This window comes from Armatimonadota bacterium (assembly GCA_031459715.1).
In the GTDB taxonomy this organism is placed as follows: domain Bacteria; phylum Sysuimicrobiota; class Sysuimicrobiia; order Sysuimicrobiales; family Humicultoraceae; genus Humicultor; species Humicultor tengchongensis.
Genome location: JAVKIA010000019.1, coordinates 20,504 through 45,499 on the forward strand (window position 1 = coordinate 20,504; position 24,996 = coordinate 45,499).

Annotated in this window: 19 protein-coding genes and 2 pseudogenes; 10 read left to right on the forward strand and 11 right to left on the reverse strand. The window is 70.9% G+C overall.

The genetic code is table 11. From position 1 onward, the window contains the following. Positions 1-47 precede the first annotated feature (47 nt). The 9 genes and pseudogenes from ilvD to gltB form a co-directional block, all read right to left on the reverse strand. The gene (ilvD, locus tag QN152_08480; protein MDR7539547.1) at positions 48-1,724 is read right to left on the reverse strand and encodes a dihydroxy-acid dehydratase; all 1,677 of its coding nucleotides are present in this window, start codon (positions 1,722-1,724) and stop codon (positions 48-50) included. Between the two features lie 17 nt (positions 1,725-1,741). After that, positions 1,742-2,797, reverse strand: coding sequence for a 3-isopropylmalate dehydrogenase (leuB, locus tag QN152_08485; protein MDR7539548.1), 1,056 nt, complete (start codon positions 2,795-2,797; stop codon positions 1,742-1,744). A gap of 167 nt (positions 2,798-2,964) precedes the next feature. Further along, positions 2,965-3,456 (reverse strand): annotated as a pseudogene (locus QN152_08490) (3-isopropylmalate dehydratase small subunit). A 38-nt stretch (positions 3,457-3,494) separates the two neighbouring features. Then, positions 3,495-4,775 carry a 3-isopropylmalate dehydratase large subunit gene (locus tag QN152_08495; protein ID MDR7539549.1) on the reverse strand — a complete coding sequence of 427 codons (1,281 nt, stop codon included), beginning with the start codon at positions 4,773-4,775 and terminating at the stop codon, positions 3,495-3,497. A gap of 9 nt (positions 4,776-4,784) precedes the next feature. Beyond that, entirely contained in the window at positions 4,785-5,960 is a 1,176-nt protein-coding gene (locus tag QN152_08500; protein MDR7539550.1) for a 2-isopropylmalate synthase, read from the reverse strand. Positions 5,961-5,965: 5 nt separating this feature from the next. Further along, positions 5,966-7,093 carry a ketol-acid reductoisomerase gene (gene ilvC / locus QN152_08505; protein MDR7539551.1) on the reverse strand — a complete coding sequence of 376 codons (1,128 nt, stop codon included), beginning with the start codon at positions 7,091-7,093 and terminating at the stop codon, positions 5,966-5,968. A 58-nt stretch (positions 7,094-7,151) separates the two neighbouring features. Beyond that, positions 7,152-7,682, reverse strand: coding sequence for an acetolactate synthase small subunit (ilvN, locus tag QN152_08510; GenBank protein ID MDR7539552.1), 531 nt, complete (start codon positions 7,680-7,682; stop codon positions 7,152-7,154). Continuing rightward, complete coding sequence (gene ilvB / locus QN152_08515; protein MDR7539553.1) at positions 7,682-9,475, reverse strand: biosynthetic-type acetolactate synthase large subunit; 1,794 nt, start codon at positions 9,473-9,475, stop codon at positions 7,682-7,684. The genes ilvN and ilvB overlap by 1 nt, the downstream gene beginning before the upstream one ends. 546 nt (positions 9,476-10,021) lie before the next feature. Then, positions 10,022-14,497, reverse strand: a complete 4,476-nt coding sequence (gene gltB / locus QN152_08520) for a glutamate synthase large subunit (GenBank protein MDR7539554.1) — start codon at positions 14,495-14,497, stop codon at positions 10,022-10,024. 564 nt (positions 14,498-15,061) lie between these two features. On the opposite strand from gltB, the gene QN152_08525 reads away from it, so the two are divergent. After that, positions 15,062-15,364 carry a hypothetical protein gene (locus QN152_08525; protein MDR7539555.1) on the forward strand — a complete coding sequence of 101 codons (303 nt, stop codon included), beginning with the start codon at positions 15,062-15,064 and terminating at the stop codon, positions 15,362-15,364. A 9-nt stretch (positions 15,365-15,373) separates the two neighbouring features. On the opposite strand, the gene QN152_08530 is transcribed toward QN152_08525, so the two are convergent. After that, positions 15,374-16,666: a homoserine dehydrogenase gene (locus QN152_08530; GenBank protein ID MDR7539556.1), complete on the reverse strand. Its 1,293-nt coding sequence runs from the start codon at positions 16,664-16,666 to the stop codon at positions 15,374-15,376. Between the two features lie 281 nt (positions 16,667-16,947). Between QN152_08530 and QN152_08535 the strand changes: the two genes are divergently transcribed. The 8 genes and pseudogenes from QN152_08535 to QN152_08570 all read left to right on the forward strand — a co-directional run bounded on the left by QN152_08535 (position 16,948) and on the right by QN152_08570 (position 23,985). Next, on the forward strand, positions 16,948-18,390 hold the full coding sequence (locus tag QN152_08535; GenBank protein MDR7539557.1) for an ammonium transporter: 1,443 nt from the start codon (positions 16,948-16,950) through the stop codon (positions 18,388-18,390). Further along, positions 18,387-19,589, forward strand: coding sequence for a hypothetical protein (locus tag QN152_08540; GenBank protein ID MDR7539558.1), 1,203 nt, complete (start codon positions 18,387-18,389; stop codon positions 19,587-19,589). Before QN152_08535 ends, QN152_08540 begins: the two co-directional genes overlap by 4 nt. Before the next feature lie 3 nt (positions 19,590-19,592). Then, positions 19,593-20,993: an SPFH domain-containing protein gene (locus QN152_08545; GenBank protein ID MDR7539559.1), complete on the forward strand. Its 1,401-nt coding sequence runs from the start codon at positions 19,593-19,595 to the stop codon at positions 20,991-20,993. Between the two features lie 3 nt (positions 20,994-20,996). Next, positions 20,997-22,472, forward strand: coding sequence for a type I glutamate--ammonia ligase (gene glnA / locus QN152_08550; protein MDR7539560.1), 1,476 nt, complete (start codon positions 20,997-20,999; stop codon positions 22,470-22,472). A 399-nt stretch (positions 22,473-22,871) separates the two neighbouring features. Further along, complete coding sequence (locus QN152_08555; protein ID MDR7539561.1) at positions 22,872-23,024, forward strand: hypothetical protein; 153 nt, start codon at positions 22,872-22,874, stop codon at positions 23,022-23,024. A gap of 59 nt (positions 23,025-23,083) precedes the next feature. Further along, positions 23,084-23,224: a hypothetical protein gene (locus QN152_08560; protein MDR7539562.1), complete on the forward strand. Its 141-nt coding sequence runs from the start codon at positions 23,084-23,086 to the stop codon at positions 23,222-23,224. 42 nt (positions 23,225-23,266) lie between these two features. Next, a pseudogene (locus QN152_08565) lies at positions 23,267-23,523 on the forward strand (nucleoside hydrolase). Further along, complete coding sequence (locus QN152_08570; GenBank protein MDR7539563.1) at positions 23,458-23,985, forward strand: nucleoside hydrolase; 528 nt, start codon at positions 23,458-23,460, stop codon at positions 23,983-23,985. Before QN152_08565 ends, QN152_08570 begins: the two are co-directional and overlap by 66 nt. Before the next feature lie 99 nt (positions 23,986-24,084). Here QN152_08570 and QN152_08575 read toward each other — a convergent pair whose 3' ends face one another. Beyond that, positions 24,085-24,609, reverse strand: a complete 525-nt coding sequence (locus QN152_08575; GenBank protein ID MDR7539564.1) for a nitroreductase family protein — start codon at positions 24,607-24,609, stop codon at positions 24,085-24,087. A gap of 192 nt (positions 24,610-24,801) precedes the next feature. On the opposite strand from QN152_08575, the gene QN152_08580 reads away from it, so the two are divergent. Further along, on the forward strand, positions 24,802-24,996 hold a 195-nt coding region (locus QN152_08580), incomplete at its 3' end, for a hypothetical protein (protein ID MDR7539565.1).

Below are 24,996 nucleotides of genomic sequence, written 5' to 3' on the forward strand. Positions count from 1 at the left end.
GGGCGGGCGCCCCGGACTGGCGCGCAAGAACGAGATGCCCGCCCCCTTTACCTGCCCCCTGTGGTCACCGCTCCCTCAGAAGCCGAAGAGACCAGGCGGGCGTACTTCGCCAGCGCCGGGCCCGGGGCAGGGCGCACGGGCGGACGCCGCTCCCGCAGCCGCTGTGCCAGCACCTCCTCCGGGAGCTCCACCGCCAGGCGGCGGGCAGGCACGTCGATCGTGATCAGGTCGCCGTCCTGCACCGCGGCGATCGGACCGCCCACGGCGGCCTCCGGGGTGACGTGGCCCACCATCAGCCCGTGCGTGGCCCCGGAGAAGCGGCCGTCGGTCACCAGGGCCACCGCATCCCCCAGCCCCGCTCCCACCAGCGCGCCCGTCACCGCCAGCATCTCCCGCATCCCGGGGCCCCCCACCGGGCCCTCGTAGCGGATCACCACCACATCCCCGGGCCGGATGGTCCCTGCGCCCACCGCGACGAAGGCTTCCTCCTCGCTGTCGAAGACGCGCGCCGGCCCGCGGTGGCTGGTACGCTCGTGCCCCACCAGCTTGACCACGCACCCCTGGGGCGCCAGGTTTCCCCGCAGGATGGCGAACCCTCCGCTGGCCCGGAGCGGTGCCGCCAGGGGGCGCACTACCTCCTGCCCCGGCGTCTCGGGAGCGTCGGAGACCTCTTCGGCCAGGGTACGCATGGTCACGGTGAGGGTCCGGGGGTGGAGCAGGCCCCCCTCCAGCAGCCGCCGCGCCAGCAGGCGCACGCCCCCGGCCCGGTGCAGGTCCGTGGCCACGAAGCGGCCGCCGGGCTTCAGGTCCGCCAGAACCGGGGTGCGCGCGCTGATGGTGTCGAAGTCTTGTAGTTCGAGCGGCACGTCCGCTTCCCGCGCCACGGCCAGAAGGTGCAGCACCGCGTTGGTGGAGCCGCCGCTTGCGGCCACCGAGGCTATGGCGTTCTCCAGGGCCGCCCGGGTGACTATCTGCCGCGGACGGACTCCGTTACGCACCAGGGCCACGGCCAGGCGCCCCGCCGCCCGGGCCAGCTCGTCCCTGGCCGGATCCAGCGCGGGGACGGTGCAGCTTCCCATGGGAGAGATCCCCAGCACCTCGAAGGCGATGGCCATAGTGTTGGCGGTGAACTGCCCGCCGCAGGCCCCCGCCCCGGGGCAGGCCTGCGCCTCCAGCTCGGCCAGGTCGGCGGCGCCGATGGCACCCCGCTGGTAGGCGCCCACCGCCTCGAAGACGTCCTGGATGGTCACCGCCCTGCCGCGGAACTGGCCGGGGGCGATGGAGCCTCCGTAGAGCATCAACCCCGGCAGGTCGAGCCGCGCCAGGGCCATCACTGCCGCGGGGATGGTCTTGTCGCATCCCGTGATCGCCACCAGTCCGTCCAGCAGGTGGCCGCGGGCCACCAGCTCAATAGAGTCGGCGATGACCTCGCGGCTGACCAGGGAGGCGCGCATCCCTGCTGTCCCCATAGAGACCCCGTCGGAGATGGCTATGGTGTTGAACTCCACCGGAGTCCCTCCGGCCTCGCGGATGCCCGCCTTCACCTGTGCGGCCAGGTGACGGTGGTGGTAGTTGCAGGGCATGACCTCGATCCAGGAGTGGGCCACCCCGATCAGCGGACGGCGGAAGTCCTCGTCCCGGTAGCCCACCGCCCGCAGCATGGCCCGGGCCGGAGCCCGCTCCGGCCCGTCCAGCAGCGTCCGGCTGTTAGTGCGCGGATCCACTACGCTCTCGTCCCCGCTCACTGCCCTCCACCTCCTTCCCGCACCATGGCGGCGATGCGCTCGCCCACCTGCATGGTGGTCGCCTCCCCACCGAGGTCGGGGGTGCGCACCCCTGCGGCCAGTACGCGGGATGTCGCCTCCTCCACCAGAGCCGCCTCCTCCTCCAGGCCGCAGGAATAGCGCAGCAGCAGCGCCGCGCTCAGGATCGCCCCCACCGGGTTGGCCACCTGCCGTCCGGCGATGTCGGGGGCGGAGCCGTGCACCGGCTCGTAGAGCGCCGGCGGGCGCGCTCCCAGGCTGGCCGACGGCAGCAGGCCCACCGACCCCACCACTCCCGCGGCCTCGTCGCTCAGGATGTCGCCGAACATGTTCTCCGTGAGCAGCACGTCGAACTGCTGCGGGGCGCGCACCAGCTCCATGGCCGCGGTGTCTACCAGCATGTGCCGCAACGCCACGTCGGGAAAGGCGCGGGCTTCCTCCTGCACTACCGCCCGCCACAGCTGGGAGCTGGCCAGCACGTTGGCCTTGTCCACCGACGTCACCTGCCCCCGCCGCGTCCGCGCCTGCTGGAAGGCCACACGGGCCACGCGGGCAACTTCCTCGCGCCCGTAGCGCAGGGTGTCCACCGCCTGGTCCCCCGTCCGGCCGCGTGGCTCCCCAAAGTAGAGTCCCCCGGTGAGCTCGCGCACGATCACCAGGTCCATCCCGGCGGCGCGCTCGGGGCGCAGCGGCGAGACCTCCGCTGCTCCGGGAAAGACCCGCGCCGGACGGAGGTTGGCGAACACCCCCAGGGCCCGGCGCAGCGCCAGCAGGCCGCGCTCGGGACGCCGCTCGGAGGGCAGGTCGTCCCACTGCGGCCCACCCACAGCGCCCAGGAAGACGGCCTCCGCCGCCGCGCACGCCTGCAGGGTCTGCCGGGGCAGGGGCTCACCAGTGGCCTCCAGGGCGGCGCCGCCTATCAGCCCCTCGCTGAAGTGAAACCGCAGGCCGCGCCGCGCCTCCACCGCACGCAGGACGCGCACGGCCTCCGCGGTGACCTCGGGCCCGATCCCGTCCCCGGGCAGGAGCAGGATCCGGTACCAGGCATTCCGGTTGCCGGATGCAGAGGGCCGAGCGCTGCCGGGGCGGCCTAGAAGATCTCCTGGATGCACTCCGCCAGCCAGCGGACCTCCTCCCCGCCCCCCGGCCGCACCGCACCGCCCGCCCCCAGGCTCTCCACAGCGCCGCCGCCCGGGCCGCCGCGCTGCAGCACCGCCCGCACGTAGCCCACCAGGCCCCCGCTGGCCAGCAGCCGCTGCATGAATTCGGGCACGGGCGTGGCGGGGTAGGTCTCGTCTCTGGTCAGGTTGACGATGCGCCCCCGCTGCAGGTCGCAGAGCAGCTCGTCCCCGTCCCGCACCCGGTCGCGGGCCTTGGGCGACTCCAGCAGGGGCAACCCGATGTTGAAGGCGTTGCGGTAGAAGATGCGGGCAAAGGAGCGGGCCACGATTGCGCCCACCCCCAGCGCCCGGATGGCTATGGGGGCGTGCTCGCGGCTACTGCCCTGGCCGAAGTTCTCGCCGGCCACCAGGATGTCGCCGGGACGGATGCGCTCCCGTAGCGTGGGATCCAGGTCCTCGAAGACGTACCGCGCCAGCTCCCGGGGATCGCTGGTCACCAGGTAGCGGGCCGGTATGAGCACGTCGGTGTCGATGTGGTCGCCCAGGGTGTGGGCCCGTCCGCGCACCTGCAGGGAGCCGCCGGCACCGGCGTCGTCTCTCCCGGCCCCGCTCATACCGGCACCGCCTCCCGCACAACTTCGTCGGGGTGGGCCAGACAACCCCGCACCGCGGAGGCCGCGGCCACCGCCGCGTTGGCCAGGTAGACCCGGCTGCCCCGGTGCCCCATCCGCCCGATGAAGTTGCGGCTGCTGGTGGAGACGCACACCTCGCCTTCCGCCAGCACCCCCATGTGCCCGCCGATGCAGGGCCCACAGGTGGAAGTGCTGACTGCGGCGCCCGCTTCCAGGAAGACCTGGATCAGCCCTTCCTCCAGCGCCTGGCGGTAGATGCCGGGGGTGGCGGGGATGACCAGCAGCCGCGTCTGTGGGTGCACCCGCCGCCCGGCCAGGACGCGGGCGGCCAGCCGCAGGTCCTCCATCCGCCCGTTGGTGCAGGTGCCGATGAAGCACTGGTCGACGCGGATCCCGGCCGCCTCGCGCACGGGGACCACGTTGCCGGGCGAGGAGGGCGCGGCCACCAGCGGCTCCAGACGGGAGACGTCGTAGCGGCGCACCTCCGCGTAGGTGGCGGCCGGGTCCCGGTGGTGCACGGTGAAAGGACGGCGGGCGCGGGGTCGGATCCAGGCCAGCACCGTCTCGTCGGCCTCCATGATGCCGTTCTTCGCACCGGCCTCCACCGCCATGTTGGTGATGGAGAAGCGCTCGTCCATGGTCAACTGCCCCAGGGCCTCGCCGGCGAACTCCATGGCGGCGTAACGGGCGCCGTCCACCCCGATGTCGCCTATGACCCGCAGGATCAGGTCCTTGCCGGTGACCCAGGGCTGCAGCCGCCCGGCGAAGAGGTAGAGCACCGTCTCCGGGACGCGCAGCCACAGGCGGCCCAGGGCCATGGCCGCGGCCAGGTCCGAGGAGCCCACCCCGGTGGCGAAGGCACCCAGCGCCCCGTGATTGCAGGTGTGGGAGTCGGCCCCCAGAAAGACGTCGCCTGGGCCGACGAACCCCTCCTCGGCCAGAAGGACGTGGGCCACCCCGGTGCGCCCTATGTCGTAAAAGTGGGGCAAGCGGTGGCGGCGCACGAAGGCCCGCGTCACCGCGCACTGCTGGGCGGAGGCGATGTCCCTGGCCGGGACGTAGTGGTCGAAGACGAAGGCCACCCGGTCCGGGTCAAAGACCCGCTCCGCGCCCATGCGCTCGAACTCCTGGATGGCCAGCGGGGCGGTGATGTCGTTGGCGAAGACGAAGTCCACGCGCGCCTCGATCAGGTCCCCCGGGCGCACGGTGGCCGCCCCCGCATGGGCGGCCAGGATCTGCTCGGTCAGGGTCAGCCCCACCGCCGGACCTCAGGAGCGCACGCCGCCAGCGGCGCTGTGCACCTCCCTGGCCAGCGCCACCAACTCCTCCACGGTCACCCGCTTGCGCCGGTCGGCCAGTGCCTTGAAGGCGGCGAAGGCCCGCTCCAGCGCCTCCTCCGGCAGGTGCACCCCCTGCTGGGCCAGGACGTGAGCGAAGGCGTGCCGGCCGGAGTGCTTGCCCATCACCAGCCTGGTGGCCGGCACCCCCACGTCCTCGGGCCGCATGATCTCGTAGGTCAGAGGGTTGACGATCACCCCGTGCTGGTGGATGCCGGCCTCGTGGGCGAAGGCATTGGCACCCACGATGGCCTTGTTGGGCGGTACGGCGACCCCGGTGATCGCCTCCAGCGTGCGGCTGGCTCCGTAGATTCCCTGCGTCCGGACGCCGACCTCCACCCCGAAGACGTCGCGGCGCACCACCAGCGCCATGACCACCTCCTCCAGGGCGGCGTTGCCGGCGCGTTCCCCGATTCCGTTGACGGTGCACTCCACCTGCCGGGCGCCGGCCTGCACCGCCGCCAGGGAGTTGGCCACGGCCAGCCCCAGGTCGTCGTGGCAGTGGACGCTTACCGTCACCCCATCGATCCCGGGAACCTCCGCCCGCACCCGGCGCACCAGGGCGGCGAACTGGTCGGGCGTGGCATACCCCACGGTGTCGGGGATGTTGATGGTCGTGGCCCCTGCAGCCACGGCGGCGGCGAAGACCCGGATGAGGAAGTCCGGATCGGACCGGCTGGCGTCTTCCGCGGAGAACTCCACCTCGGGAGCATAGCGGCGGGCGCGGCGGACCGCCGCTGCCGCATCGGCCACCACCTCGTGGGGGGTCTTGCGCAGCTTGCTGCGCATGTGCACCTCAGAGGTGGCGATGAAGGTGTGGATGCGTGGCCGCTTAGCCCCCCGCAGCGCCTCCGCCGCGGCATCGATGTCCTCGGGGGCGGCGCGGGCCAGGGCGGCGATCACCGGGCCGCGCACCGCCCGGGCCACGGCGGCGACGGCCGCGCCGTCGCCCGGGGAGCTGGCGGGGAAGCCGGCCTCGATGACGTCCACCTGCAGCTCCGCCAGCGCCCGGGCCATGGCCACCTTCTCCTCAAGGGTCATGGAGAAGCCGGGCGACTGCTCTCCATCGCGCAGCGTGGTATCGAAGATGGCGACGCGGTCGGCCACGGTGGCTACCTCCCCGCGGGGGCGCGCGCAGATGCCGCCGCACCCGGGGAAGGGGCGGCGGCAGGCTCGCCCGATGCTGAAGCCACAGCGGCGGCGGCCCGTTCGCCGGGACCCGGAGACGGTGCAGCGCCGGGGACCTCTACCCGGCGCAGCCAGGGCATCATGGCCCGCAGGCGGCGGCCCACCTCCTCAATGGGGTGGCGTGCCTCCTCCGCCCGGCGGGCCTCCAGGACCGGGCGCCCGGCCTGGTTCTCCAGGATCCACTCCCGGGCGAAGGTGCCGTCCTGCACCTCGCGCAGCAGACGGCGCATCTCCTGCCGCGTGGCCTCCGTGATGATCCGCCGCCCGCGGGTCAGGTCCCCGTACTCGGCGGTGTTACTCACCGAGTAGCGCATCCAGGCCAGCCCCCCCTCGTAGAGCAGGTCCACGATCAGCTTCAGTTCGTTGAGGCACTCGAAGTAGGCGATCTCCGGCTGGTAGCCCGCCTCCACCAGGGTGTCGAAGCCCGCCTTGATCAGCTCGGTCACCCCGCCGCAGAGGACAGCCTGTTCGCCGAAGAGGTCGCTCTCCACCTCCTCGCGGAAGGTGGTCTCGATGACACCGGCCCTGGTGCAGCCGATGCCGCGGGCGTAGGCCAGGGCCAGCGCCTGCGCGCTCCCGGTGGCGTCCTGGTGCACGGCCAGCAGCGCGGGGACGCTTCCCCCTTCCGCAAACATCCGCCGCAGGAGGTGACCGGGTGCCTTGGGGGCCACCATGAAAACGTCCACGTCGGGCGGGGGGACTACCTGGTGAAAGTGGACGGCAAACCCGTGGGAGAACCCCAGGGCCTGACCGCCGCGCAGGCGGGGAGCAATCTCCTCGCGGAACACCTGCCCCTGGCGCTCGTCGGGGATGAGGACCTGCACCAGGTCCGCCTCCGCCACTGCCTCGGACACCGTGCGCACGCGGAACCCGTCGGCCTCCGCCCGGGCCCAGGAGCGGCTGCCGCGGAAGAGGGCCACCGTCACCTGCACGCCGTTGTCGCGCAGGTTCTGCGCCTGGGCGTGCCCCTGGCTGCCGTACCCCACCACCGCCACCCGCCGCCCCTCCAGGGGTGCCAGGCTGGCGGCGTCGTCGTAGTAGATCCTGGCCATAGGCCTCTCCTCCTTAAACCGGGTTAACGTGATCTGCGCCTCCCGGGCGGCCCGGCTCCTACGTGGTCTGCGACCCCCGGGCCAGGGCCACCCGCCCCGTGCGCACCATCTCCCGGATGCCGTGCCTGCGCAGCAGCGCCTGCAGGGCGTCGATCTTGTCCGGCTTGCCGCTGACTTCCACCACCACAGTGTGTTCGCCCACGTCCACCACCCGGGCGCGGAAGATCTGGGCCACGTGCAGTACCTCTTGGCGCGTGCCCGGGGTGACGCTGACCTTGATCAGGGCCAGCTCCCGCTCCACCGTGTCGCAGCCGGTGAGGTCGTGGACGCGGCGCACCTCCAGGATCTTGTTCAGGTTCTTCACCACCTGCTCCGCCTGCTCGTCTCCCTCCAGGACCACCAGCATGCGGGAGATCCGCCGGTCGTCGGTCACCCCTACGGAGAGGCTGTGGATGTTGTAGCCGCGGCGGCGGATCAGCCCGGCAATCTTGGCCAGCACGCCGGGGCTGTTCTCCACCAGCAGCGAAATGCTGCGGACCGTAGTCGGAGGCTGGCCGTTGGGCTGCCGCCGGATGCGGGCGCCATCCATCACTCCAGAATCATCTCCTTCACCGACTGCCCGGAGGGGATCATCGGGAAGCAGTTCTCCTGGGGGTCCACCAGGACGTCCAGCACCACAGGCACATCCGACACCTGCAGCGCCCAGGCCACCGCGTCCTCCACCTCCTCGGGGCGGCGCACGGTGCGCCCCGCGGCGCCGAAGACCTGGGCCAGCCGGGCGAAGTCGGGGTTCTGCAGCATGACGTGGGAGTAGCGCTGGCGGTAGAAGAGCTGCTGCCACTGCCGCACCATGCCCAGGGAGCCGTTGTTGATGATGACCACCTTCACCGGGAGGCGCCACTCCACCGCCGTGATCAGGTCCTGCAGCGTCATCTGGAACCCACCGTCGCCCACCAGCGCCACCACCGTGCGCTGCGGGCAGGCCAGCTGCGCCCCTATGGCTGCAGGGAAGCCGAACCCCATGGCCCCCAGGCCGCCGGAGCTGATGAAGGTGCGGGGCTCGCGGCAGCGGTAGAACTGCGCCGCCCACATCTGGTGCTGGCCCACATCCGTGACCACGATGGCCCTTTCCTGGGTGAGGCGGGCTACGGTCTCGCAGACGAACTGGGGCTTGATCACCTGGTCGCCCTGGCGGTAGCGCAGCGGGTAGCGCTCTCGCCACTCCTGGATCTGGCGCAGCCAGGGCTCGATCTGCGGCGGAGCCGTGATGCGCTCCACCAGGGCCGCCAGCACCAGCTTCGCGTCGCCCACGATGGGGATGTGCGCCGGCTTGTTCTTACCGATCTCCGCCGGGTCGATGTCGATGTGGATGAAGCGGGCGCGGGGGGCGAAGTCCGCCAGGCGCCCGGTCACGCGGTCGTCGAAGCGCACCCCCACCGCCAGGATCAGGTCGGCCTCGTTAATGGCGTAGTTGGCATACGCGGTGCCGTGCATCCCCAGCATGCCCAGACAACGGGGATGGTGCTCGTCGATGGCACCTTTGCCCATCAGGGTCACGGTGACGGGGATCCCCGTGCGCTCCACCAGGCGGGTCAGCTCCGCGGAGGCCCCCGCGGAGATCACCCCGCCGCCGGCATAGATAATGGGCCGCTCTGCTCCCTGCAGGGCCTCGGCCGCGGCGGCGATCTGGGCGGCGTTGCCCTCGCGGTGAGGGCGGTAGCGAGCGGTCACGTCTTCCACGGGGCGGGGGACGACCCGGGCCTGGGCCACATCGCGCGGCACGTCCACCAGCACCGGCCCCGGCCGGCCCGCGGCGGCCACGTAGAAGGCTTCGGCGATGGCCCGGGGCAGGTCGGCGGCATCCCAGACCTGGTAGGCGTGCTTGGTCACCGGCATGGTGATGCCGATGACGTCGGCCTCCTGGAAGGCGTCCCTCCCGATGACCGCGGTGGGCACCTGGCCGGTGATGGCCACCACCGGCACCGAATCCATGTGGGCGTCGGTCAGGCCGGTGACCAGGTTGGTGGCTCCCGGCCCGGAGGTGGCCATGCACACCCCCACCCGCCCCGAGGCCCGGGCGTAACCCACTGCTGCGTGGGCGGCCACCTGCTCATGGCGAACCAGGACGTGCCGCAGGTCGGCGGCGTCGTAGAGGGCATCATAGATGGGTAACGAGGCGCCGCCGGGTATGCCAAAGATCACCGCAGCACCGGCCTGACGCAGGGCCTCGACCAGGAGCTCGGCCCCGGACCGGGTGACCTCCCGCCCGGTTGGGGCCAGCTCGCCTCGGGAGCGGCCCAATCGCGAACGGATTGCTGCCCGCGAGCCAGCCCCGTCTCCTGAGGGTGTGCGCCTGCCTGTGCGGGATGCGGTTACCGTCATGCTCTGCCCTCCGGTGAAAACAAAATGAGCCACCCGTAAGGACGGGCAGCTCCCGTGGTACCACCTTACTTCCGGGGCCCAGAGGGGCGGGGCGGAGATCGCACCGCACATCGCGTGCGGGCCCGGCCCTGCCCGGAGACCCGGAACTCTTTGCCCGCTATCGGGGGCGAGGACGGCGGAACCTAGTCCCGGGGGACGTCGGTCCCGCGGCTCGGGGACGAGTTCGTGCGGTCACCGCGGCGGCCAGCTCCCACCTGCCCTGGCTCTCTCCACGCCGCGCGCCGCCTACTGCTTCCCCTCATCGCCGATAAAGCCATAAAGCCGGCCGGGCCGTCAAGCACGAAAGCCTGAGGCGACAGATTTCACGAGGAACCTCCCCCTCAGGCTTCTGTCCTGACGGCGTAGCGGCGACCGGTGCACCGCCTGCGCCGCTTGGTCCAGACCGGTCCCGGATGGGGACCGCGGAACCCTAGGCGCACTTCCTCGATCGACCAGCCAAACTCCTATGGACTTGCCGCAAACGCTAGCAGAGCGCGGAGCTGTTTGTCAAGCCCTGAATCCCGAAAGTTCGGAATCTGGCGAACCGGCCGCCTCCGCAGCATCCTGTCCGAGGAGGCCGCGGGGGAGGACCTTTCGGAGGCGACCGGCTGAAAAAGGCCAGGCCTGCAGCAGCTCTGCCGCCCGCCGGCTCCCGGTGTGCGCCAGATGCTCGGCGAGGAGGTCGCGCAGCTCGTGCAGATCTTTCGCTTCGACCTGCACCACCGACACCGTCTCCTGGTTGCACCGGCCGGCGAACAGGCCGTCCTCGTCCAGGACGTAGGCCCGGCCCCCGGTCATCCCCGCACCGAAGTTGTAGCCGGCGCGGCCCAGCACCACCACTACCCCTCCGGTCATGTACTCGCACCCGTGGTCGCCCACCCCTTCCACTACGGCCACCGCGCCGCTGTTGCGCACGGCGAAGCGCTCGCCGGCGCGCCCCGCGGCGAAGAACCGGCCGCCGGTGGCGCCGTAGAGGACCGTGTTGCCCGCGATCACGTTCTCGTGGGAGGCGCCGGTGAAACCACGCGGCGGGCGGATGGCGATCGTTCCCCCGCTCATCCCCTTCCCCGCATAGTCGTTGACCTCGCCCTCCAGCTCCAGGACCATCCCCGGGACGCAGAACGCGCCGAAGCTCTGACCCGCGCTCCCGGTAAACCGGAGCACGACGCGTCCCTCCCCCAGTCCTCCCTCCCCGTACCGCCTGGCGATGGCTCCGGCCAGGCGTCCGCCCACCGTCCGGTCCATGTTGCTGATGGAGTAGGTCAGGTGCACTGGGATGCCGCGCTCCAGGGCGGGCCAGGCGTCCATCCAGACGCGGTCGTCCAGGGTGGGGCCCTCGGGCCGCTTGTTGCGCGCCTGCATGCAGCGCCGCGCCGCCTCCGGCACCCCGGCGGACCCGGCCAGGAGCGCGGAAAGGCCGATACGGCGTCCCAGGACGGACTCGTCCACCGGGGATAGCAGCTCGCTGCGCCCGATGACCTCCTCCAGGGTGCGGGCGCCCAGCGCCGCCAGGTGACGCCGCACCTCCTCGGCCACCGCAAGCAGGTATGCCTCCACCCGCTCGGGCCGTCCGCTGAACCGGCCTCGCAGGTCCTCCCGCTGCGTGGCGATGCCGGTGGGGCAGGTGTTGAGGTGGCAGGCGCGGGCCATCACGCAGCCCAGGGCGACCAGCGCCGCGGTGCCGAAGCCGAACTCGTCTGCGCCCAGCAGGGCAGCCACGACCACGTCCCGCCCCGTTTTCAGCCCCCCGTCCACGCGCAGGCGGACCCGCCCGCGCAGCCCGCTGGCCACCAGCACCTGCTGGGTCTCCGCCAACCCCAGCTCCCAGGGCAGGCCCACGTGCTTGATGGACTCCAGGGGCGAGGCCCCCGTGCCGCCGTCGTGTCCGCTGATCTGGATGGTGTCGGCAAAGGCCTTGGCCACCCCCGCGGCGATGGTGCCCACACCGGCTTCCGCCACCAGCTTCACAGCCACGCGGGCCAGAGGATGGACTCGCTTGAGGTCGTAGATGAGCTGGGCCAGGTCCTCGATGCTGTAGATGTCGTGGTGGGGCGGCGGGGAGATCAGCGTGATCCCCGGCTGCGCGCGGCGGATGGCGGCGATCTCGGCGCTGACCTTGTGGCCGGGGAGCTGGCCTCCCTCGCCCGGCTTGCTCCCCTGCGCCATCTTGATCTCCAGCTCGTCGGCCGATACCAGGTAGGCCGCAGTCACCCCGAATCGTGCCGAGGCCACCTGCTTGATCCGGCTGTTGGCGTTGGTGCCGTCGGGCCGGGGGAGGTAGCGGGAGGGATCCTCGCCCCCCTCGCCGCTGTTGGAGCGGGCCCCCAGGCGGTTGGCGGCGATGGCCAGGGCCTCATGTGCCTCCCGGGAGAGCGCCCCGTGGGACATCGCTGAGAGGACGAAGCGGCGCACGATGGCGTCGGCAGGCTCCACCTCCTCCAGAGGGACGGGCTCCCGCCGGACAAAGGCCAGCAGGTCGCGCAGGGCGGTGGGGGGGCGGGAGGCGACCAGGTCGGCGAAGGCGGTGTAGGCCTGGCCGCTGCCCGACTGGGCGGCCTGGTGCAGCCGCTTCACTACATAAGGGTTGAAGGCGTGGTATTCACCGTCGCGGCGGAAGCGGACCAGCCCCGGGTCCGCCAGCTCTCCATCTCCGGCGAAGGCGCGTGCGTGGCGGGCGGCCGCCTGGGCGGCCAATTCGTCCAGGGAGACGCCGCCCAGGTGGGCGGGCGTGCCGGGGAAGTAGCGCTCCACCACCTGAGGGTCCAGCCCCACGACCTCGAAGACCTGCCCGCCCTGGTACCCGGCGAGGGTGCTGATTCCCATCTTGCTGGCCACCTTGAGCAACCCCTGCTCCAGAGCGCTGAGGTACTGCCGGACCGAGGGTCGGCGGCCGTTGGCGGAGGGCAGCGCGGCCACGGTCTCCAGGGCCAGGTAGGGGCAGACCGCCTCAACTCCGTAGCCCAGCAGGCAGGCTACCTGGTGGACGGTACGCGCTTCACCGCTCTCGACCAGCAGACCCACCCGCATGCGCAGCCCCACCCGGATGAGGTGATGGTGAACGGCGCTGGCGGCCAGGAGCATGGGGATGGGGATGCGTTTTGGGTCGGCGGCGCGGTCGCTGAGGATGAGCAGACCTGCCCCTTCTGAAACTGCGGATTCCGCCTCGCCGGCCAGACGGACAAGCGCAGCCTCCAGCGAGTCGCGGTCCGCAGGCCACGTGGCGTCCAGAACCACCGCCGGCCAGGGAGCGTGGGCGCGCACCCAGCCAAGCTGGTCGGGGGTGAGCACGGGCGAGGGGAAGGCCAGCAGCGCGGCGTGTTCGGGGCCATCCTCCAGCCAGTTGCGCCGCGGGCCCACCCGGACGGCAAGCGACATCACCAGCCGCTCCCGCAGGGGGTCGATCGGCGGATTGGTCACCTGGGCGAACCGCTGGCGGAAGTAATCGTAGAGGAGCCGGGGCCGTTGAGACAGGGCAGCGGGCGGGGTGTCGTCACCCATGGAGAAGACGACCTCCTTGCCCTCGGTGGCCATCGGCAGGAGGAGGTAGGTCACCTCTTCAGCCGTATACCCGAACACCTGCTGGCGGCGGCGCAGCCTGGCCCCGGCTGCGCTGTCTTGGGGTGGCGCTCCTGCATCAGGAGCGAGCGCCGCCTGCTCCGGCCCCTTCGCCGGCACCGGGGGTTCCCAGTTCCCGCCCGGGACGCGGATGATCCGGCGCGTCCACTCCCGGTAGGACCTGGCCGCGGCCACCTGTGCCTTTATCTCCGCGTCCGCCAGCATCTGGCCGGTGACAGTGTCCACCGCCAGGACCTGGCCCGGCCCCAACCGCCCCTTGCGCACCACCTGATCTGCGGGAAACGGTAGGACCCCAGCCTCTGACGCCAGCACTACCAGCCCCTCTGCCGTCACGGCGTAGCGGGCGGGTCGCAGGCCGTTACGGTCGAGGGCCGCGGCCACGATGCGCCCGTCGGAGCAGGCCAGCGCCGCGGGTCCGTCCCACGGCTCGGTCAGGCAGGCGTGGTACTCGTAGAAGGCGCGCACCGCATCGGGCAGGTCCGGGAGCTCCTCCCACGCCTGCGGGACCAGCATCAGGAGGGCATGGAGCAGAGAGCGGCCCGAGGCCACCAGCAGCTCCAGGACGCTGTCCAGGTGGGCGCTGTCGCTTCCGCCCTCCTGCAGCAGCGGGACCAGGTCCCTCCACCGGTCGGCCCAGAGGGACTCCCGCAGCATCGCTTCCCGCGCGCGGGTCCAGAGGAGGTTGCCCTGCAGGGTGTTGATCTCCCCGTTGTGCGCCAGGTAGCGAAAGGGCTGGGCCAGCCACCAGCTGGGGGAGGTGTTGGTGCTGTACCGCTGGTGGAAGACCGCCAGCCGGGTGACGTAGGCGGGGTCGGTCAGGTCGCCATAGAAGCGCCCGAGTTGGGGGGAGACGAAGAGGCCTTTGTAGACCACGGTCCGGTGCGAGAAAGAAGCGATGTAGGCTCCAAGACCGGATTCCCGCAGGCGTCGCTCTGCCGTCCTCCGGGCGAGGTAGAGGCTGCGGGTGAAGGCAGGGTCATCATCCCCCGCCCGCCGCACGACCACGAGCTGTCGGATCACCGGCTGCGTCACGCGGGCGAAGGCTCCAAGTGCGTCCGGGTCTACGGGAACGGGCCGCCAGCCCAGGACGCGCAACCCCTGAGAACACGCGGCCTGCTCAATCAGCGCCGCAGCCTCGTCTGCGGCAGCAGATGGCAGGAACACCATGGCCAGGGCCAGGTCCTCATCGCCCACGTCCCCCAGCGGGAGGTCGCGGCGCAGCAGGTCATAGGGAAGCTGGGTGAGCACCCCCGCTCCGTCCCCCGACTTCCCGTCGGCGGAGACGGCCCCACGGTGGCTCATCCGGGAGACGGCGGAGAGCGCCGCGGCCAGCACAGCGTGGCTGGGGAAGCGGTGGGCAACGAACCCTACGCCGCAGGCGTCGTGTTCCGCGATCGGGCTGACCACTGGACCTCCCTTAGACTTCCTCAGGGCAAGCCGTCCGTCACAGGCGACTTTCAGGACAGCGCCCGCTCCAGGATCCCCTGCTATGCACGAAGCCCGAGGGCGAGGCACCCACCGGACTGTGCACTCCGGCGAGTGCGAACCTCTCCCTCGGGCTTCTCTCCCGATGGTAGACCGGCCGACCCCACCCGATCCGCTCAGGAACCAGACCGGGGAACTGTCGGTATTTCGCTGCCGGCCTGCGCCGCTTGAACCAGGCCTTCCCCTGGTGGAGGAAGCGGAACCCTAGGCGCCTCTCGCGCCAAGCGCGAGGAACTTGGCGCCATGGTTGCAGCCGGTCGGGATCCTGTCAAGCGGTTCGTTCGCGTAACTCGAACATTCTGGCAAGAACCCGGGGAGCGCATGTGGCTCCCCTGACGGCTTCCGCTCCCTGCAGTGCCTGAGATCCGAGCCTGGGCCTGCGAGCGATCCCCGGGCCGGGCCGTGGACTCCCACGCTCGGTGAGGCCCTGAAAGCTCTCACTTCCGGCCGATCCTCATTCCTGGTAAGGTCAAAAGATGATCGCCCATGGGGACCGAGACCACCGGCGTCAGGCTTGCCCGGCTGGAAGGCGCCTACGAGCAGATTGACAGGCGCCTGGGCACCATCGAGGGGCGCCTGGCCGTGCTGGAAGGCAAGGTGGACGCCGGGTTCGCCCGACTCGACGCCAAGATCGGCGGGAAGATCGACGCGCTCGCCTCCGAGCTGCGGGAGGCGATCGTGCGTACCAACGCCCGGATGGATGCCCTGGGCGCCCGTCTGAACACCGCGATGTTTGGCATCGTGGCCGCCGTCCTGGTTCCCATCCTCCTGCGCCTTTTCTGGCCCTGACAGCCGCTGCTACTCCACAACCCGGATGACGCTGCCCACCACCTGCACCACGTCCATAGCCCGCAGCCTCACCACCACGCGGCGCATGGCCGCCTCTTCCGCCTCGTGGGTCAGCAGGACGACGTCGGCCACCTCGCCGCGGCTCTTTTGCACGATGGAGGCGATGCTCACCTGCTCCTCGCCGAAGACTGTGGCGATCCGGGCGAAGACGCCGGGGCGATCGGTCACCTGGAGGCGCAGGTAGAAGGGGATGACCAGACGCTCCATGGGGTGCACTTCGCGGCGCACCGAAGGGGCGGAGAGGGTGCGCCCGCCGGCACCGCGGAGGCGGTTGCGCGCTGCGTCGATGATATCGCCCACCACTGCCGCCGCGGTAGGCGCACCCCCGGCACCGGGCCCACTGAAGAGCACCCGACCGCAGGCTTCCCCTTCCACCAGCACGGCGTTGCGCTCTTCAGAAATCCCGGCCAGGAGGTGGCCGGCCGGGACGAGGGCGGGGTGGACGCGCAACTCCAGGGCGCCGTCCCGGTCGCGGGCCACGGCCAGGAGTTTGATGACGTAGCCCAGCTCCGCGGCGTGCCGGATGTCTGCGGGGGTGACCCCGCCGATCCCCTCGCGGTAGACCTGCTCCGCGGCCAGGGAGGTATTGAAAGCTACCGTAGCTAGGATGGCCAGCTTGGCCGCCGCATCATGTCCGTCCACGTCGTCGGCGGGATCCGCCTCCGCAAACCCACGGGCCTGCGCCTCGGCCAGCGCATCGTCGAAGGTCCGCCCCTCCCGGCTCATCAGGGTGAGGATGTAGTTGGTCGTCCCGTTGAGGATGCCCTCGATCAGGCGGATCCGGTCGGCGGCCAGGGATTCGCGCAGCGGTTTGATCAGCGGGATCCCCGCACCCACACTGGCCTCGAAACAGAGGTCGACGCCTGCCGCCGCCGCAGCAGCCAGCAGCTCCGCCCCGTGCGCGGCCAGCAGTTGCTTGTTGGCAGTGACCACGGCCTTGCCCCCAGCCAGGGCGCGCAGCAGGAGCGATCGGACCGGCTCCACCCCGCCCACCACCTCCACCACGATATCCACGGCGGGATCCTCCACCACCGTGGCCCCGTCGGTGGTCAGCAAGGATGAAGGGATGCGCACGCGCCGCGGCCGGCCGGGACGGGCCACGGCCACGCGCCGCACCACGCAGGGCCGGCCCACCAGGCCCGCGATGTGCTCCGCCCGCTCCGCCAGGAGGCGGTAGACCTCCGCCCCCACCGTCCCCAGCCCGAGCAGGCCGACGCCGATCTCCGGAAGCCGGGATGCCATCAGGACCTCCTCCACCGCTCTGTCTCCACTCTCCGTACGTTGCCCGCCCGGACGGCAGAAGTCAACCGGATCCCTCTTGACAACCGCCGCGGAGGTGCTACTTTTTTGGGATAAATAGAGTGCAGTTGGCCTGAGGCCGCGACGCCTCTCAAGCGAAGGGGTCGCGGCCTTTCGCTTTTCGGTGTACCGGCGGATCAGCCACGTCCCGGCGGGCTCGGGGCAGAGAGAGGCAGCGTCCGCGGGGGCACGGGGAGCGGAGAGAGGCACAGGAGGGACGACAGATGGCCTTGCCGGGAAAGCCAGAGCGCGCGGGACGTATGTGGCTGGCCGCAGCCCTCGGCCTGCTGGTCGCAGGCTCCGCCGCAGCACCCGCCCTGGCCGCCGATCCGTCCGGGAGCGCCACCCTGGCCCGTCAGCCCGAGGCCGCCGTCAACTTCACCTGGACGCTGGTGGCCGCCTTCCTGGTCTTCTTCATGCAGGCGGGGTTCGCCCTGCTGGGTGCAGGGCTGATCCGCTCCAAGAACACGGTCAACTACCTGACCAAGAGCTTCATGGACTTCTGCATGGCCTCGCTCTCCTTCTGGGCCTTCGGCTTCGCCCTGATGTTCGGCGGCTCCAGGCTGGCCCCAGGCCTGGAGGCCGGAGGCACCCTGGCGGGCTTCTCCGGATTCTTCCTGGCCCGCGGGAGCTACGACGTCTCCGCTGCGATGCTGTGGCTGTTCCAGATGGTCTTCGCCGCCACGGCGGCGACCATCGTCGCCGGCGCGGTGGCCGAGCGCATGAAGATCACTGCTTACCTGGCCTACAGCTTCCTCATCGGCGCGCTTATCTACCCCATCTACGGGCACTGGGTCTGGGGCGGGGGCTGGCTGGCAACCCTGCCCTGGGGCGCGGGGGCGCGGGACTTCGCTGGCTCCGGCGTCGTGCACGCCGTGGGCGGGCTGCTGGCCCTGGTCGGTGCGGCCATGACCGGTCCGCGCCTGGGGAAATTCAACCGTGACGGCACGGCCAATGCCATCCCCGGCCACAACATGGTCTACGCCGTGACCGGGACGTTTGTCCTTTTCTTCGGCTGGTTCGGCTTCAACGCCGGCAGCACCCTGGCGGCCACCGACCTGCGCACCGCGGTGATTGCCACAAACACCTTCCTCGCCGGAACCGCCGGAGCCGTAACCGCCCTCTACTACGCCCTGGTCCGCAGCGGTCGGGCGGATGTGGTCATGGCCTGCAACGGCGCGCTGGCCGGCCTGGTGGGGATCACCGCTCCCTGCGCCTACGTGGCGCCGTGGGCGGCGGTGGTGATCGGCGCCGTCGGCGCCCTGATCATGGTGGGTGTGAGCGCCTTCGTCGAGCGGGTCCTCAAGGTGGACGACCCGGTGGGTGCCATCGCCGTGCACGCGGGCGGGGGGCTGTGGGGCCTGCTCGCGGTGGGAATTTTTGCCGACGGCACCTACGGAGGCGTCCGCGGGCTGATTACCGGAGCCGGAGGTCAGATGTTGGCGCAACTGGTGAGCATCGGCGCGGTCCTGGCCTGGAGCCTGGGGACCGGGTTCCTGATGTTCTGGTTCCTCAAGGCGACCATGGGCCTTCGGGCCTCGCCGGAGGAGGAGCTGTCGGGGCTGGACGTCCCCGAGCACGGGATCGAGTGCTACCCGGAACTGCAACTGGTCCCGGTTATGGGCGCCAGTGAGCCCCCGGCGATGCGACGGGAGGTGGGAGCATGATCTCCGAGGTGACAGCCGCTGTCCTCTTCTTCCTCCTGCTGGCCGCGGCCTGGCTGGTCCTGCCCACGCTCTTCGTACACCGGGAGCGGGTGGAGGGAGCGGCACGGCGGGAGCGACAGAGGCAGGTGGCGGCCGAACGCGTGCACCTGGCCGGCCCCCTGCCGGGAGGTCCGCCCAGGATGCGCTCCCGGGGGGCGCTTGCCGGCAGGCTGGTGCGCAACTCCCAGGACGGGACCTCTCCAAACGGTACGACTCCCCGCTACTTCTTCGTCGCCGACGGGGGAGCCCACGGCCCGGGTGAACTGCGCGTCCCCATCTACCACCAGGTCAACCCCCGACCGGACCTGCTGCGCAAGGAGATCTACGTGGCAGAGGTGGCGGGGATGCGGCTGGAGGCCGGCAACCTGCCGCTTCTGGCAGAGATGCTATCGGTGGAGCTCGCCCGGCTGCGCCGCGGCGGCGCGCTGCCGCGCTACTGGTTCACGCTGCCCGACGGCGGCAGCGTGCCGGTATTCGCCCGGGGGGAGGGGTTTGAGGCCCGCATACCCGGGGGCCCGCACCTGGTGGAGCAGACGGTGGGCCGGCTGCGTCGCCGCCTGGCGGAGTACCTGGCGCCGTTCGGAGAGGCCGCCCGGGGCGGTGGGCCCGAGGTCCTGGTGCTTGGAGCCGACCTGCGCTGCGCCCGGCCGGTTGCGGCCTTCGCCGCTGGGGAACTCTGGCTGCCGGTCCTGCGTATGGACGGGGCGCTGGTGGTGGAGGAGGCGGTGTATGAGCGCCAGCCCGCGGAGGAGGACGCCGCCGCGCTGCTCCCCCTGCGCCGCCGCGTCGCCGACCGCCTGGTGGCCCGGGGTCGTGTGCGCTCCCCCGCCGAAGTTCGGATCGAAGAGGTGGAACGGCACGCAGCACAGCGGCTGCGCCTGCTCCTGGGCCCGCCGGTGGGCCACCTGCCCTGCTTCGGCGCCGAGGGCGGGACGCTGGAGCAGGTTCTGCTCCCGGTCTTCCGCTTCCAGGGCGAGGTGCTCTGCCCCGGCCGGGCGGACTTCTCCGTCCTCTACGTCGGTCGGGACGAGGAGGAGTTACGCGCTCAGGTGGACGGCTCCTCATGGCGGGACGGCCTGGGCGCGGCCGCAGACCTTCTCCCGCCCGCCGCAGCAGGGCAGGCCAGGGACAAGACCAGCGCGCTGGGGAGGGTGATCTGAGCCATGGCAGTGGGATGGATCGTGGCTGCGGGCGTGGTGCTGCTGGGCGCCGCCTTCGCCGTCTGGGCGCTGCGGTACACGAAGGTCGGCCCCAACGAGGTGCTGATCATCTCCGGCCGGCGGCGCACGGTGGCGGACCCCAGGGGAGGGAAGCGCACTGTGGGCTACCGCCTGGTGCACGGCGGGGGCACCTTCGTCTGGCCAATCAAAGAGAAGGTGCAGCGCATGTCCCTGGAGCTGATGACCCTGGAGGTGCGCACCCCCGAGGTATACACGGCCATGGCCGTCCCCGTCACCGTGGACGGGGTGGCGCAGATCAAGGTGAAGGGCGACGACGCCTCCATCGCCCTGGCCGCGGAACAGTTCCTCTCCCGGTCGCGGGAGGAGGTGATGCGCACCCTGCTGCAGACCCTGGAAGGGCACATGCGCGCCATCCTGGGGACCATGGTGGTAGAGGAGATCTACCGCGGGCGGCAGGAGCTGGCCCGCCGCGTGCGCGAGGCCGCCGCGGAAGACCTGGGGAAGATGGGGATGGAGATCATCTCCCTGACCATCCGCAACGTCACCGACAGTCAGGGCTACCTGGAGGCGCTGGCCCGCCCCCGCATCGCCCAGGTGAAGCGCGACGCGGTGAAGGGCGAGGCGGAGGCGGAGTGGGAGGCGCAGCAGGCCCGCTTTGCCGCCGACACCCGCATCGAGGCGGCGCGGCGGGACATGGAGATCAGCAAGGCAGGCTTCGAGGCGGAGGTGAAGCAGAAGCGGGCCGAGGCCGACCTGAGCTACGACCTGCAGCGGTTCAAGATGGCCCAGCGGGTGAAGGCGGAGGAAGTGCAGGTGGGCATTGTGGAGAAGCAGAAGGCCGTGGAGCTGCAGGCGCAGGAGATCCTCCGCCGGGAGAAAGAGCTGGTGGCCACCGTGCTCAAGCCCGCCGAGGTCGAGCGGCAGAAGGTGGAACTTCTGGCGGAGGCCGAGCACTACCGCCTCAAGGCGGAGGGGCAGGGGCGGGCCGAGGAGATCCGCGCCCGGGGGACGGCCGAGGCCGCGGTGATCAAGGAGAAGGGCCTGGCGGAGGCCGAGGCCATGCTGCGTAAGGCCGACTCCTGGGGGCGGTACAACGAGGCGGCCATCAGCGAGCTATTCATCAACGTCCTGCCCCAGCTGGCCCGCGCGGTGAGCGAGCCGCTGGCCAGGACCGAGAAGATCGTGGTGGTGGGCAGCGACGGGAAGGGCACCGGTGCCTCCCGGATCACCGGCGACGTGGCCCAGGTGGTGGCGCAGCTACCGGCCGTGATCGAGGCGCTGACCGGGATCAAGCTGCACAAGCTCCTGGAGCGGCTCCCCGCCCTGGCGGCGGCCGGCCGCAGCGAGCCCGGGGACCGCGAGGCGCCTGCCGGGGAGGTGTAGGGAATGGCCAAGGCCAGTTTGCGTCCTGCGACGCTCAAACCGACCACAGCCGCGGAGGTGCTGGAGCTGTGCCAGGGGACCGTGGAGGTGCGGGAGCGGCAGCGGGTGGAGGTGGTCGACCTGCGCTTCGTGGACCTGCTGGGCGCCTGGCAGCACTTCTCCATCCCGGCGGGTGAGCTGAGCGAGGAGCTGTTTGCGGAAGGCATCGGGTTCGACGGGTCCAGCATCCGCGGCTTCCAGCACATCCACGAGAGCGACATGCTCCTCCTCCCCGACCCGACCACCGCGCGCATCGACCCCCTGGGCGATCCTCCCACCCTGGCCATCATCTGCAACGTGGTCGACCCCATCACCCGAGAACCCTACACCCGGGACGCCCGGTTCGTGGCCCAGAAGGCGGAGCGCTACCTGCGGGCCTCAGGTATCGCCGAAGTCAGCTACTGGGGGCCGGAGGTGGAGTTCTTCGTCTTCGACGACGTGCGCTTCGACCAGAACCAGCACTCCGGCTACTACTACCTGGATTCCATGGAGGGCGCCTGGAACACCGGGCGGGAGGAGAAGCCCAACCTGGGCTACAAGCCGCGGTACAAGGAGGGCTACTTTCCCGTCCCGCCCACCGACTCCCTGCAGCCCCTGCGCTCGCGCATGGTCCGCCGCCTGCTGGAGGCCGGCCTGGAGGTGGAGGCGCACCACCACGAGGTGGGCAGCGGCGGGCAGTGCGAGATCGACCTGCGCTTTACCTCCCTCACCGAGATGGGCGACCGCGTCCTCTGGTACAAGTACGTCGTGCGCAACGTGGCCCGGGCCGCGGGCAAGGTCGTCACCTTCATGCCCAAGCCGCTGTTTGGAGACAACGGCTCGGGGATGCACACCCACCAGAGCCTGTGGGCGGCGGGCGCCAACCTGTTCTTCGACCCCCGCGGCTACGCCCAGCTCAGCGAGCTGGCCATGTACTACATCGGGGGGCTGATCAGGCATACCCCGGCCCTGCTGGCCTTCTGCGCCCCCACCACCAACTCGTACCGCCGCCTGGTACCCGGCTACGAGGCGCCGGTGAACCTGGCCTACGCCCAGCGCAACCGCAGCGCCTGCATCCGCATCCCCGTCTACTCCGCCAGCCCGGGGGCCAAGCGCATCGAGTACCGCTGCCCCGACCCCACCTGCAACCCCTACCTGGCCTTTGCCGCCATGCTCATGGCCGGCCTGGACGGCATCGAGCAGCGGATAGACCCCGGGGCGCCCATGGACGTGGACCTGTACGAACTGGCCAGCGGCAACGGCGGCGCGGTCCCGCAGGTGCCTGCCTCACTCCCCGAGGTGCTGGATGCCCTGGAGGCCGACCACGACTTCCTCCTGCGCGGCGAGGTCTTCACCGAAGACCTCATCCACGCCTGGATCGCCTACAAGCGCCACAAGGAGGTGGACGCGGTGCGGCTGCGGCCCCACCCGTGGGAGTTCGCCCTGTACTTTGACGCCTGACGAACCATCCGGACGGGTTCCCGGCGGACCCGCATCGACACCTTTTCTCAGCCGGAGCCTCTCCGGTACAGGCTACGGAAGGTTATACCATCAAGCCGTTACGTTCGGCGGTGAGAATGGCCGGGTTGCGCAATTTGAAGAAATTACCGGCCACCCTCTTTGGCGTGATGCTGGATGCTCCGGGCATGGATCTGGATCGCCGCATCACAGTCGTCCCGGCGGGCTGTTCTGCGCCGGCCCTAACTCCTGACGACCTCGCGGCCTACCAGCGCACAGTGGGGGAGATCCTGGACGCCCACCGCCCTGGCCTGCTGGTGGTTGAGAACGAGGAAAACTCGGCTCTGTTCTATCGGGGCACACCTCGGGAGTACGGGGCTGAGCTTCAGGCGGCCCACTCAGGTGCAGGAGCAACTGGCACGGGGAAGGGCGCTGCTGGCGCAGTACCGGGCCGCCGGTGCCGACTTTCTCAGTATCCACCGGTACATTCCCGACCCACAGGCTCTGCGCCAGGCGGTCATCCTCCTGCGGCAGCGGTTGGGGCTCCGCTGGTAACCAATGAGATCGCCCAGCACGACCACAACCCGCAGACGACCACGGCCCTGCTGACGGCGGTGGCGGACCTGCGTTTGCCTTACGCGGTGTGGTTCAGCATCGACGCTGCACGGGCCCGGGCGCTGATGAACCCAGACGGGACGCTGCGCCCAACCGGCGAGGCCTTCCGGGCATTCATGGCCGGCCGGACACACCGGTAAGCAGCCGGGTAGGCTGGGCATGGGTCGGGAGGACCAGAAGCAGTGCGCCGGTTCCTGATCGACACCGACACCGCCTCCGACGACGCCGTGGCACTACTCATGGCCCACCGCTGGCCGGACGTGCAGGTGGACGCGGTCACCATCGTCGCCGGCAACGTGCCTGTGGAGATGGGCGCGCGCAACGCCGGCTACACCATCGAGCTGTGCGGCCAGGAGACACCGGTGTATGTGGGATGCGACCGGCCGCTGCTACGCGAGCCCCGCTGGGCCTTCTTCTTCCACGGCCCCGACGGCATGGGTGGGATGAACTACCCGCCGCCGAGTTCAACATCTGGGTGGACCCCGAGGCCGCCCGCATTGTGCTTCACTCGGGGATGCCCATCCTCATGGTGGGCTGGGAGCACTGCCGGGGCCCGGCGGCGTTCGACGAAGCCGGGATGGAAGAGGTCCGCCGCATCGGCACGCCCTACGCCCGGTTCGTTCTGGACTGCAACCGCACGGCCATCCGGGTGGCTATGGAGTGGCTGGGGGAGCCGGGACTGACGCTGCCGGATCCGGTAACCATGAGCATCGCCCTGGACCCGGCGGTATGCACTTCACGCGGCCGGCACTTCGTGGAGGTGGAGACCGCCAGCGACCTCACCCGCGGCATGACCGTGGTGGATCGCCACGGGGTGCTGAACCGGGAGCCCAACGTCGAGGTGTGCTGGGCCATCGACGTACCCCGCTGGAAGGAGACGCTGCTCCGCACGCTGCGCTGAGCGGTGGCGGGACGGTCAAGTGGCGGGGGCGGTAGGGACGATCACGCGGCGCGAGCGGCGGGAGGAACGATCACCCCGCGCCCGGCGGCAAGGGGACGGTCACGCAGCCCCGTAGCGCTCCCAGGAGACGATCTGCTCCAGGGGCTTCCGCCCCCTGTGCAGCAACACCCGGTAGACGATACGTTCCACCGGGCTGCGCTTCTTCGCGGGAAGGCCGAAGGCCACCACCACGGCGAGCTTCATGGAGGGAGGTAGCCCCAGGAGTTCCTTGGCCCTGGCCTCATCGTGCATCACGGTGGGACAGGAGCCCACTCCCAGCGCCCAGGCGGCCAGCATCATGTTCTGCGCGCAGCGGCCCGCGTCGAAGCTATCCCGCTCCGCTTCTACGGCCACAGCCACCGCAAACGCCGCGTCGGCCAGGTGGGCCGCGAACCGACCGCAGCGTGCCAGTTGCTTGAGGCCCTGCCTCTCCGTGACCACCACGAAGTGCCACGGTTGCCGGTTGCGGCTGCTCCCGCTCCACCGCCCGGCCTCCAGAATCTGCACGATGGTCTCCCTGGGGACCTTCGCGGCGAGGAAGGACCGTACCTCACGCTTGCTCCGGATGCAGCGGTATGCCTCCACGGCCAGGCCTCTTGAGCCACGCTTCAGGTCCAGTGTACCGTGGTCTGCCGCACCCCGTGCACCCGGGCAACCGCCCCTGAGCGCAGCGGGAGCCCGGCCGCCCTCGGTCGAATCACAGGCGGGGGAGCGGTCCGGTGGCAGAGGCAGACCAGGAACCCGCAGGAGCACAGCGAGAAGTGGCAGAGGGTCGCTATGTCCGCCCCAACGACGTCCGCATCTGCGGCCGCACCGCCGGAGGATCCCGCCGCCTTCCGGCGCACGGGCGGAGAGATCCTGGACGCGCACCGCCCCGCGCTCCTGGTGGTCGAGAACGAGGAGAACTCCGCTATGGAGACTAAAGCTGCGGCCCTCGCATTGGTGGTAGCAGCGGTGTTCCCGGGCTTCGGC